12 protein-coding genes are annotated in these 12,138 nt (G+C 35.2%); all 12 read right to left on the bottom strand.

All coding sequences use genetic code 11. From position 1 onward, the window contains the following. Positions 1-105 precede the first annotated feature (105 nt). Positions 106-585, bottom strand: coding sequence for a sigma-70 family RNA polymerase sigma factor (locus RYL77_RS04460; protein WP_315010171.1), 480 nt, complete (start codon positions 583-585; stop codon positions 106-108). 119 nt (positions 586-704) lie between these two features. After that, positions 705-2,663, bottom strand: coding sequence for an ATP-dependent zinc metalloprotease FtsH (gene ftsH, locus RYL77_RS04455; protein ID WP_315010169.1), 1,959 nt, complete (start codon positions 2,661-2,663; stop codon positions 705-707). Between the two features lie 15 nt (positions 2,664-2,678). Then, positions 2,679-3,221 (bottom strand): hypoxanthine phosphoribosyltransferase, encoded by a 543-nt coding sequence (hpt, locus tag RYL77_RS04450; RefSeq protein ID WP_315010167.1) that lies wholly within the window; start codon positions 3,219-3,221, stop codon positions 2,679-2,681. Positions 3,222-3,225: 4 nt separating this feature from the next. Beyond that, positions 3,226-4,503: a tRNA lysidine(34) synthetase TilS gene (gene tilS, locus RYL77_RS04445; RefSeq protein ID WP_315010166.1), complete on the bottom strand. Its 1,278-nt coding sequence runs from the start codon at positions 4,501-4,503 to the stop codon at positions 3,226-3,228. Beyond that, complete coding sequence (locus RYL77_RS04440; protein WP_315010164.1) at positions 4,500-5,768, bottom strand: serine hydrolase; 1,269 nt, start codon at positions 5,766-5,768, stop codon at positions 4,500-4,502. The genes tilS and RYL77_RS04440 overlap by 4 nt, the downstream gene beginning before the upstream one ends. Continuing rightward, positions 5,761-5,883 (bottom strand): SP_0009 family protein, encoded by a 123-nt coding sequence (locus tag RYL77_RS04435; protein ID WP_000429334.1) that lies wholly within the window; start codon positions 5,881-5,883, stop codon positions 5,761-5,763. Before RYL77_RS04435 ends, RYL77_RS04440 begins: the two co-directional genes overlap by 8 nt. A gap of 4 nt (positions 5,884-5,887) precedes the next feature. Then, on the bottom strand, positions 5,888-6,256 hold the full coding sequence (locus tag RYL77_RS04430) for a septum formation initiator family protein (protein WP_315010157.1): 369 nt from the start codon (positions 6,254-6,256) through the stop codon (positions 5,888-5,890). Next, the gene (locus RYL77_RS04425; RefSeq protein WP_001234978.1) at positions 6,249-6,515 is read right to left on the bottom strand and encodes an RNA-binding S4 domain-containing protein; all 267 of its coding nucleotides are present in this window, start codon (positions 6,513-6,515) and stop codon (positions 6,249-6,251) included. Before RYL77_RS04425 ends, RYL77_RS04430 begins: the two co-directional genes overlap by 8 nt. Positions 6,516-6,572: 57 nt before the next feature. Further along, entirely contained in the window at positions 6,573-10,076 is a 3,504-nt protein-coding gene (gene mfd / locus RYL77_RS04420) for a transcription-repair coupling factor (RefSeq protein ID WP_315010155.1), read from the bottom strand. After that, entirely contained in the window at positions 10,077-10,646 is a 570-nt protein-coding gene (gene pth / locus RYL77_RS04415) for an aminoacyl-tRNA hydrolase (RefSeq protein WP_315010153.1), read from the bottom strand. Between the two features lie 71 nt (positions 10,647-10,717). Then, positions 10,718-11,833 (bottom strand): redox-regulated ATPase YchF, encoded by a 1,116-nt coding sequence (ychF, locus tag RYL77_RS04410; RefSeq protein ID WP_315010151.1) that lies wholly within the window; start codon positions 11,831-11,833, stop codon positions 10,718-10,720. An 84-nt stretch (positions 11,834-11,917) separates the two neighbouring features. Then, positions 11,918-12,112 carry a DUF951 domain-containing protein gene (locus RYL77_RS04405; RefSeq protein ID WP_000285186.1) on the bottom strand — a complete coding sequence of 65 codons (195 nt, stop codon included), beginning with the start codon at positions 12,110-12,112 and terminating at the stop codon, positions 11,918-11,920. Positions 12,113-12,138 lie beyond the last annotated feature (26 nt).

Genomic DNA, 12,138 nt, shown 5'->3' with positions numbered 1-12,138 from the left:
GACCAACGGACCAGAGTTGTTATTTTCAACTCTTACTATTATACCGACTTTTTCAGACTTGTCAACTACTTTTTCTAATTTTTTTCAATTTTTTTGCATGACTTCCTAATGGCTACGGATATCAAACTCTTTAAACACAATACGTAAGTCTCTTAGTACTCTTTGACGTCCTCGGAAGCGTTCATGTCTTAAGACGCGTTCTAACTCTTCTTGTTGCTCTTTACTTTGTTTCCTTCTATAATCTCTTAGCGTTTCATGAAAGAGATAATAGTCATCCAGCCAGAGACCTCCCTCGCTTATACGATGACTAATCTCGCCCACTTCTTCATAAGGCTCTTTATCATATCTTCGTTTTTGACTTTCTTGTTTACGGAGATAGTCTAGAATTCGATTCCGAAACTTGGTTTTGAAATATTTCCTTAAACGAGGAATATCTTCTACTAATCCTTCTTCTTTACTAATCAATTCATGCAAGCATATCATTCCCTCTTGGTCCCAATCCGATAACTCCCACAAATGAAGGTAATATTCATTTCTACACTTGTATACAATACCTTGGACTTCTTCATACAATTCTTTAAGCATAATCTTCCCCTTTCTAGATACAGTTTAACAAATAAAAAAGCTAATTAGGCCCATTTCGCCTATTCTGTCCTCTTTACTGTCTCAACTGCACAAAAAGAGAGGACAAGCCTCTCTTAGGGTTATTTTTCGTCATTCATTTTTGACTTTACTTCATCATAAGATAGTGCATGAGATTCCTCTTCTACTGTTTCAGGCATCTTTCCTGTTTCGTAAAGAGATTTAATTTGTGTACTATCCAATGTTTCGTATTTCAATAATGCTTCTGCAATCAACTTGTGAGTTTCACGATTTGACTGAATAATTTCAGCAGCTTTATTTCGTGCCTCATTCAATAATGAACGAACCTCTTCGTCAATTTCATAAGCTGTTTGTTCTGAAATTGATTTTTGAGGACTCTGTGCACCAAACATAGCATGATTGCCCTCATATTGAACTGGACCTAGTTTTTCACTCATACCATATTCAGTGACCATTGCACGCGCCATCTGTGTAGCTTGTTCAAAGTCGTTTGAAGCTCCTGTAGTTTGGACATTAAAGATAATTTCTTCAGCTACACGTCCACCCATCAAGCCAGCCAATTGCTCTTTCATATCTTCTTTAGATAGAAGCATTTGGTCTTCCTTAGGAAGTGCAATCATGTAACCACCTGCACGACCTCTTGGTACAATTGTAACCTTATGAACAACACGGGCATTCGATAAGACTAGACCAACAATGGTATGTCCTGCCTCATGGTAGGCAACCAATTCACGTTCTTTTTGTGAAACTGTCTTATCTTTCTTAGAAGGACCAGCAATAACTCTATCTTCTGCTTCATCAATATCTGAAGCATCAATTATCGATTTATTGCGACGAGCAGCAACTAGAGCCGCTTCATTCAAGACATTCTCTAAATCAGCTCCAACAAAACCTGGAGTTTGTTGAGCCACTAATTTCAAATCAACATCTTCTGCTAAAGGCTTGTTCTTAGCATGAACTTTCAAGATTGCTTCACGACCTTTAACATCAGGACGGCCAACCAATACTTTTCTATCAAAACGTCCTGGACGCAAAAGGGCAGGGTCAAGTACATCTGAACGGTTTGTCGCAGCGATAACGATAATCCCTTCATTTCCCTCAAAACCATCCATCTCAATCAAGAGTTGGTTCAAGGTTTGTTCACGTTCGTCATTTCCTCCGCCAAGACCAACTCCACGTTGACGTCCAACAGCATCAATTTCATCGATAAAGATAATAGCTGGTGCTGCTTTTTTGGCATCTTCAAAAAGAGAACGAACACGACTAGCTCCAACTCCGACAAACATTTCTACAAAGTCAGAACCTGAGATACTAAAGAATGGAACACCTGCTTCTCCGGCTACTGCCTTAGCAAGCAAAGTTTTACCTGTTCCTGGAGGTCCCTCCAAAAGAACACCTGCTGGAATACGGGCCCCAAGTTTTGTAAATCGTTTTGGATCTTTTAAGAATTCAACAACTTCAACTAGTTCTTGTTTTTCTTCCTCAGCTCCAGCAACATCTGAAAATCTTACTTTAATATCTTCTTTATTTGCGGCTTTAGCCTTACTACGTCCAAAACTCATTGGGTTACGGCTATTATTTCCTCCCATATTTCCCATCATAGAGAATAGGAAGAAGAAAAGAATACCGAATGGCACAATGGATACAAGAATATTAATCCACATACCACTTGAACTTTCATGCTTAACAGTTACTTCCGCTTTATGGTCAGAAGCAAGTTTTTGCAATTCGGATACTGTCGTATCTGAAGGAAGAATGATGCTTGAAAATTTCTCTACTGTTGTAGCAGAAGGAGAAAAGAACTGAATGCCTGTTTCTTCTTTACTTGTTTTAGGATTTTTATAAACACCTGAAACCTCGATAACACTGCCATTTGGTTGGTAAGTTAATTCTTTTACATTGTCATCGGTAATTTCTTTTACCAATTCTGTATAATTAATTTGCTTACTTTTCCCTGCAACACTACCTGTACTAAAATACTGATAAGCTGTAACTAGGAAAAAAATAAGTAATAACCATAGAAAAGGATTTTTAATTAAACCATTATTTTGTTTTTTCATTAAAAATTGTTCTTTCTAATTTGAATACACTTCTTCTTTCAATACTCCAACATAAGGAAGGTTACGATAATTTTCTTTGTAATCTAAACCATAACCTACTACAAACTCATTTGGAATAGTAAAGCAGGTGTAGTCTGCCTCAATTTCTACAACACGTCCCTCTGGTTTATCCAGCAAGGTTGCAATTTTAACAGAAGATGCTTCTCTTTCAATAAACATATCTCGTAAATTCTTCAAAGTTTGACCTGTATCAATGATATCTTCTACAAATAGAACATGTCTTCCTTTGATATCTTGAGTCACATCTTGTTTAATATTGATGACACCGCTACTTGCTGTTCCACCATGATAGCTAGAAACCATCATGAAGTCCATTTCAATATGGGTGTCAATATGTTTAATCAATTCAGCCATAAAAGGAATAGATCCTTTTAAAATCCCAACTAAGATTGGATTTTTTCCTGCATAGTCTTTAGTGAGTTGAGCACCTAATTTTTTAGCAGCTTCTGTAATTTCATCGTGTGAAACGAGGATTTTTTTAATATCGTTTTCTAACATTTTTTTACCTATCTATTTTTTCTATATAAAGTACAGTGTTCATTATATCATTTTTCGTGTTTTTACTCAAATTACTGGTCGCAATTCCCAAAATTGAGACAATTTCACCAAATTGCTCAATAATCAGAGCAGATTTTCGCTTTTCCATAGGGATTTTCAAATCAATAAATAAACGTCTGAGTTTTTTTCTATGCCCATTTTGAATCAAAACATCTCCTGGTTTTCGATGGCGAATGTATATGGATGTTTCGCGTGAAACAGGTATTTGTTGAATTGATTCACCTTCTAAAGGAAGTCCAAAGGAAAATAAATATCCTTGATAAGATACCTGATTTTGATAGTGTAACACAAGTTCATCTTCCTTTTCATCAGCCTGCGGACTGATTTTACAAATCTGAAACTGTTGGTACTCTTTTATTAATTCATAGCCATTTTTAAGCGGATGACGATACTGGATTTTAGTTTTTAAAATCTTTCGAACTTCATCAAACTGAGCTTTTGTAAGATTCAAATCTGGAAAACGATTCAGATAAGTTTGAAGTAAAACTCTTTGTGTCGACTCAGAGTAAGACAATAGCTGCTCTAAATTTTCTACATCAATATTCTTTGATAATTCAGCTATAGCTAAGTCATAATCTAAAATTTCATTTCCGATACTTAAGATTGCATCTCTAAATCTAGGATTTTCTTTTTCTAATTCTGGTAAATAAGAATTTCGAATACGATTACGAAAATAATGATTTTCCTTATTTGATGTATCTTCAAAGTGAAAAATTGATGGAAAGTCTTTTTTCTGAAAATACAAGAAGGGACGAATCATTTCTATATCCCCGACTACTTGCTTCTCCCTAATTCCTGATAGATAGCGCAAACGAGTGCCTCGAATCAAACGCATCAAAATCGTTTCCACCTGGTCATCAGAATGGTGGGCAGTGACTAAGGCTGTCGCACCTGTCTTTTTCATGACCTCTTGAAAAAAATCATAACGAAAATTTCGTGCACGCACTTCTGAAAATTCTCCTGAAAAATTGCTGATATAAATAGGAATCTCTGCTTCAGCAGCCAACTTCCTTAATTCCTTCTCTTCCCAATCTGATTCAATTCTCTGCTTATGATTAACATGAGCTAAAATCAATTCAATTTCTAACTCTTTTTGATAAGTAGACAATACCTTAAATAGAAACATAGAATCTAATCCGCCAGAAAGAGCTAGTAATACCTTTGCATGTTTTTTGAAATATCCCTTCTTGAGAAAATGATTTAAAAAATCCTGTTCCCTCATTTTAGAACCTCATAAACATCCTTGGCTATCTTAGAAATCGTATCATAATCAGAATTTTTAGTGAAAATAGAAAGAACAAATGGAGAATCTGCATAGACAACACCCGTATCATGCTCAAATTCGTCCGCATCCCCAATTTTATGAGCTACCTTCACAGAAACACCTTTGGCAATTCGCTGATTATCAAAATCTGTTTTGGTCAAGGACTCCAATACAAATCCATTTTGATTATAAATAGCTTCCATAACTTTCCCAGCCATTTTAGAAGAAATCAATTTTTCTTTTGGATCCCAATCATCTCCCATAATAGCAGACATCTTGGACTTAAATGTTGCATCAGATTGATTTGAAAGGTAATATCCCAATAGATTATGAGCTACGTTATCCGATTCTTTTGATACTTTCGTAATTAAATCCCTTAGAGAATATTCTTTATTATCCTCTTTTTTAGGAAGACTACCACTTCCCTCTGGTTTATAAGAACCTGGAAAATCATTGACTGCAGATACGTATTTTACAGTCGTATCTAACTGATAAAGACCCTCATTTATTTTTTCTTGCGTATAATAGAGATAAGGGAGTTTCAAAACACTAGCTGCATACATCTTTTCATCTTGATTGATACCAGCTTCTTTTCCAGTAGTCAGTTGCTTAACATAAATAGAGAATGAATCATTCTGATATTTTTCAGATAACATTTCTTGGACTTTACTCATCCGATTATCTTCTTCAGAAGTTGATTCCTTATCTACCCATCCAGCCTGATCAATATGTAGAAATTCTCTTCCTTCTACAAACATGGTCTTATCGATTGATACTTGTGAATAAGCTGATAAGGATGATTTCACTTCTTTTAAATCATAAGGACTATTGTACAGTTTAAAATCAGATTCTAACCATACTTTTTTTATTGTTGGAGTTACCTCTGACTGGTCATATAAAAAACGTTTGTCCGCAGCTATAAATTGATGGTTGGATAACTTAAATACTGGAATTCCTTGTTTATTTAAGCGCCACTCGGTTATTTGGAAACTTGTTTTGGGAGTCAATTTTCCAGATTCCACTACTAAATCTTCATTCGCATAGACAGGAACCTCTCCATAAACCATGGGAAAACTTAGCTTTTCTCTAAAATAAATACCAAAGTCAGATTGTGAAAGGTAATAAATTTCTTTCGAAGTATAGACGACTTCTTTTTCTGTGCTAACTACTTTTGAAATGGTCAAAAAACTCGGTAGCAACAAAATAATTAAGAATTTACGCATTCTTCCTTTCCTTTTCTTCTTGTAAACGCAATAATTGATTTTTATCAGCCAACTCTTCCAACTTTTCATCCGATAGACTCAAAAATTGCTCTATTACGTCTAATAAATTTTCCATTTTATCACCTTGGGAGCAAGTCAGGAATCGTATAAACAGCTTCCCGATTCTTAGAATAATAATATTTTGCACGCATGTATTTAGCAGCGTAATCTTCATCTTTCAACTTTGTAGCAAAAGCTGTCTCCTTCTCCTTTTCCTCACTCAAGGTTTGATACTGAGTTTGCAAGTCTAATAACTGTTGACGTCTTTGAAGTAATTGGTGATAGCTTTGAGCAAGATTATAAGTTGGTAAAATGAACAATAAAATCATCAAAATGAGAACCCAACCCATGAAACGATTCCGTTTTTGTCTTTCCTTCATCAGATAGCGACGACGTTGGTATTCATTTTGAATAAAAGAATTATTCAATTGTACAATATTTTTAGACATTTTCTTCTACCCGTGTTTCACTGATAATTTCATACATGCCCGCTGCATCTTCTTTTTTTGTGCTATCTTTCATCTCCAGTACTTTTACAAGTAGCAACTTATTGCCAAAACGAATTTCAACTTGGTCATTAACTTTCAAATCCGTTGAACTTTTGGCCAAGATTCCATTAACCTTAATTCTACCTTTATCTGCTACTTCCTTTGCGACTGTACGACGCTTGATAATTCGTGATACTTTTAAATATTTGTCTAATCTCATCTTTATTACCTCAACTTATTATTCTACCATTTTTATCTATTTTATAGGAGAAAAATATCAAATGGCATTTTCTTCCTTCGACTCTTTTATCTCTAATAAACTTTCTCCAAAAATGAGCAAACCTTCTAAAATTTCATAATCTTTCTTATTTCGGACATCAAATACAAGCTCCATTAATCCTTCATTCTCAGCTATAGCTGCTTTTAAATTCGTTGCCGATAAAGCTTTAAAATAATCTTGAGCTAAAAACAGTCGTTGAGTGACTTTTTCAAATTGAACTGTAATTTTATTATCTTTTCTTTCCACACGTTGAACAAAGACCTTGTCCAAATATGACTTGACCAAACCAATCTCTAAAAGATAGGCTACCACATCTGGGTATTCTCCAAAACGGTCCATCAACTCTTCTTGTAACTCTTCATAATTGACACGGTTGTCAATTTGACGAATTTTTTTATAAATTTCAATCTTATGTCGTTGGTCTGAAATATAAGTATCAGGAAGATAAGCATCGATTTGTAAAATCAATTCGGCATTTCCTTTGGTTCTTGTTTTCCCATTACCATGTCGTTTTGCAATAGCTTCCTCTAGTAACTGCGAATACAATTCAAAACCAACAGAATCAATGAAACCAGACTGGGATTTTCCTAGGAGATTTCCTGCTCCACGAATAGAAAGATCTCGCATCGCAATCTTAAATCCTGAGCCCAATTCTGTAAATCCTTTAATTGCTTCTAATCTCTTTTCAGAGACTTCACTAATCGATTTTTCTGGACGATACATGAGATAAGCATAAGCAATCCGATTACTACGACCGACTCTTCCTCTTAATTGATACAAGGTTGACAAGCCCATATGATCTGCATTTTCAATAAATAAGGTATTGGCATTTGGAATGTCCACCCCTGTCTCAATAATGGTAGTTGTTACCAAGATATCGTATTGTCCTTCAATAAAGTCCAATAAAGTATTTTCCAACTGAATTTCACTCATGCGACCATGAACATAACCAATCGCAGCCTCTGGAATCAGCTCCTGTAATTCTGAAACCTTCTGATCAATTGTGTCAACTTTGTTGTAAAGATAGTAAATTTGACCTCCACGCTCCATTTCACGCAAGACCGCATCACGAATAACACTATCATTCTTTTCTAAAACATAGGTTTGAACAGGATAGCGATTGGTTGGAGGAGTTTCAATAACAGATAAATCTCTTATTCCCAGCATAGACATATGAAGAGTACGAGGAATTGGCGTTGCTGTCAAAGTCAGAACATCCACTTGTTTCTTCAACTCTTTCAAGGTTTCCTTATGCTTGACACCAAATCGTTGTTCCTCATCAATAATCATCAAGCCCAAATCAGAAAACACAACATCTTTTGACAAAACACGATGTGTTCCAATTAAAATATCGACTTGACCGTTTTTCAATTTTTCAAGTGTTTCAGTCTGCTCTTTTTTACTTCTAAAGCGACTCAACACATCAATATTAACAGCAAAATTTTGGAATCGTTCCTTAAAATTCGTGTAGTGCTGTTGCGCTAAAACTGTCGTAGGAACTAGAACGACCACCTGTTTATTGTCATTGACCGCCTTAAAGGCTGCACGCATTGCAACTTCAGTCTTTCCAAAACCAACATCCCCAACTAGAAGTCGATCCATTGGTTGAGAATTCTGCATATCTCTCTTGATTTCCTCGATACTACGAAGTTGATCATCTGTTTCAACATAAGGGAAAGCATCATCAAAAGCATCTTGCTCTTCATCATCATCTGAAAAAGCATAACCTTTCAACTGACTACGCTCAGAATAGAGTTTGATTAAATCGTCTGCTATATCCTCTACCTGATTCTTAACTTTTTGCTTGGCTTTTTTAAAATGACCGTCATTTAATTTATTGAGTTTTGGAGCTTTCCCGTCACTTGAAACATATTTAGATAGTAGATGAATCTGTTCTACTGGGATAGAGATTTGATCACCATTTTGATATTGAACACTGACATAATCTCGGTGAAGCCCCTTGATTTCAATTGTTTCAATCCCTAGATATTGACCAATTCCATGGATATGGTGAACAACGTAATCGCCTTTTTCAAGTTCATTATAATCTTTTAAGCGCTCCGCATTTGAAACATGTTGTCTTCGAAAACGACGTTTTAATTTCTTTTGAAAAATCTCATGTTCAGTTATCAATAAAATCTTTTCATCTACAAAATGAAAACCATGTCTGAGATTGCCCTCGATTAAGTTTACAGATTCTTTACAGATACTTGACTTATCTCTAGAATCCAATTTAATCTGGTATTCCTCTAAAACATCCTCCAATGTTTTGCTTCCTATTGAATTGCTAGACTGCAAGATAATAGTGTAGTCCATTTTTTTGTATCGCTCAATTTCTTCTTTTAGAAAAGAAAATTGATTGAAAAACTCCTGAATGGGATATTGATTAAATTGATAAATTTGGTCAAACTTGAGATTTCCTAACCCCTTTTGCAGATTAGAAAAAAAGGTCACTGGACTTTGTTTTTTATATATTTTCTCAGTATCCGCAAAATACTGCATATCAGAAAATGCTTTACTATTCTGTAACTCTTCTGTAAAGTATTGTGCTAATTCTCTTTCAAAGACTTCATACTGATTCATCAATTTCTGGTAATCATCAAAGAATATTGGCGTATCTTTTTTTATATAATCAAAGACAGTCCATGATTTCTCATAACACAAAGATAAAAATTTCCGAGAATCTGCATGCCTTTGTTTTTGGTGAAAACTTGAAAGAATTTCTTCTAGATAGGATTTCAGAATAGGTGACATAGTCTTTGAAATTTGTTTTTCTAAAGCTGATTGACCTCGTTGATAATCCTTTTCTCTTAAAAGCATATCGCTAGATGGAAAGATAGTGAGTTCTGTCTGATTTTCTTTCGATAATTGTGTTTCGACTTCAAATGTCCTGATACCATCTACTTCATCACCAAAAAACTCAATTCTGCAAGGTTCTAACTGAGATATTTCAAAAATATCTAAAATATCTCCTCGAATACTAAACTCACCTTGGGTCTGTACTTGAGTAACCTTTCGATAGCCTATTTCCTTTAACTGATAGGTAAGCGCGTGTTGGTCATATTCTTCACCAACTGTTATTTTTACAATACTATCTTTAAATGCATTGGGAGACGGTAAAATCAATCGACTTGCTGCAATATTACAAACTAAGATCCCTTTCTTAGATGAATCAGTCAAAAAACGCAAGGCTTCAACCCGTGAGATAATTTTTTCTTGTGAAGACATTAAAAACTCGACCATAGGGGAATCATCTACCAAAAATGGATAGACAAATTCCTCACCCAAGATAGAAATAAGATCACTAATAATCCCTTCTGCTTCTCCATAAGTTGATGTCAATAAAATAATCTTATCTTCTTTCTTCAAACTACTAGCGATTGCTAAAGCTTTTGTAGAAGTTGACAAACCTAACATTAATTGTCTTTTCTTATCTGTCAGATTTTGATGCCATTTTTTAATCTGATCATTTTCTGAGAATAAATCTAATAAGGTCACCATTTATCCGTTATACCTCTGCATCGTTTTTTCAAAGTTTTTCTCTTGTAAATAGTATTTTACAGAATCGTCAACTTTGTCAATAGACTGTAAAATACCAATATAATCATCCTTGTCAAAGGTACTCAAAACATGGTTAACAACTGACATTCCATTTTTAGGTCTTCCGATTCCAATCTTAACACGATTGAAAACCTGAGTCCCTATATGTTGAATAATAGACTTGATACCATTATGACCACCTGCTGAGCCCTTTGCTCTTAAACGAATTTTCCCAACTTCCATGTCAAGGTCGTCGTAAATGACGAGTAAATCTTCAATATCCAAACCATAGTAAGTCAATAAAGCATGAACCGCTTTTCCACTTTCATTCATAAATGTCGTTGGTTTGACAAGATAAATTTTTTCACCATTTAGGAAAAAGGATGCTAGGTCAGCTTGAAATATCTTATCGTGTGTAAAAGTGACATTCTGTTTCTTCGCTAGTTGGTCAATTAACATAAAACCAACATTGTGTTTGGTTTCAAAATATTTATCTCCTGGATTTCCCAATCCTACAAGTAATTTGGTCATTTATTTTTCCTTTCAAAAGCCAAAAGGGTTGGAATTTTTTTCCAACCTAATTGACACTATTTATTAAATTTTTAGACATTAAAGCGGAATTCCATGATATCGCCGTCTTGGACGATATATTCTTTTCCTTCTTCACGCAAGCGTCCAGCTTCTTTTACAGCCTTTTCAGATCCGTATTTCACTAGATCCTCATATGACATGGTTACTGCACGAATAAATCCTTTTTCAAAGTCTGAGTGGATAATACCAGCTGCTTGAGGAGCTTTCATACCACGTTTAAAGGTCCAAGCACGAACTTCTTTTTCACCAGCTGTGAAGTAAGTTCCAAGTCCAAGTAAGTGATAAGCTGCACGAGTTAATTTGTCAACGCCTGACTCTATCAATCCAAGTGCTTCAAGAAATTCTTGCTTGTCTTCATCGTCTAACTCAGAAATTTCTTCCTCAGCACGCGCAGAAATAACGACTACTTCAGCATTTTCTGTCGCTGCAAATTCTCGAATTTGTTTGACATAGTCGATAGAATCTGGATCTGAAACTACATCCTCATCTACATTGGCAACATAAAGAACTGGTTTAGTTGTCAAAAGGAAGAGACCTTTGACAACTTTTTGTTCTTCATCTGTAAACTCGATTGTACGAGCTGATTTCCCATCTTCAAGAACAGGTTTAATCTTTTGAAGAACATTAAACTCTGCTACTGATTCTTTATCTTTTTGCGTACGTGCCATCTTTTCTACACGCGCATAGCGTTTATTCACTGATTCTAAGTCAGCAAGAATCAATTCTAGGTTAATGGTGTCAATATCTGCAAGTGGATCCACAAAGGCATCTTCACGTCCTTGCTCACGCATCACATTTTCATCATCAAAAGCACGAACTACATGAACAATCGCATCTACTTCACGGATATTGGCCAAGAATTTATTCCCTAGCCCTTCTCCTTTTGAAGCTCCTTTTACAATCCCTGCAATATCTGTAAATTCAAATGTTGTTGGAACTGTCTTTTTAGGAGTAATCATTTCAGTCAATTTTTGTAGGCGTTCATCTGGAACTTCCACCATTCCAACGTTTGGATCAATAGTCGCAAATGGGTAGTTTGCCGCCTCTGCTCCTGCTTTTGTAATTGCATTAAATAGTGTTGATTTACCAACGTTTGGCAAACCAACGATACCTGCTGTTAAAGCCATATTTTCTCATTCTCCGTTTTCATTTCAATCCCTAATATTATAACACAAAAAGGGAAAACTTGCTAACCCTCTAACTAAGGCTTCTTAGTCAATAATTTTATTCATTTTTCGATCAAAATCATAGCGTCCCATCATGACAACATGGTCACAATTACTACATTTGATTTTGATATCTGCCCCTACACGTGTAATTTCCCAACGATTTGCTTTTTTACCAGTTGACTTGATTGTACAAGCATGTGGTTTTTTCATTTCAACAAAATTTCCAACTTGATACATACTACTCTCCTTTTCTTTTTCGATTA

Origin of the sequence: uncultured Streptococcus sp., from assembly GCF_963516515.1 — a bacterium.
Classification (GTDB): domain Bacteria; phylum Bacillota; class Bacilli; order Lactobacillales; family Streptococcaceae; genus Streptococcus.
Note: the sequence above shows the minus strand (reverse complement) of the source record. Positions and strands in the feature narration are given on the sequence as shown.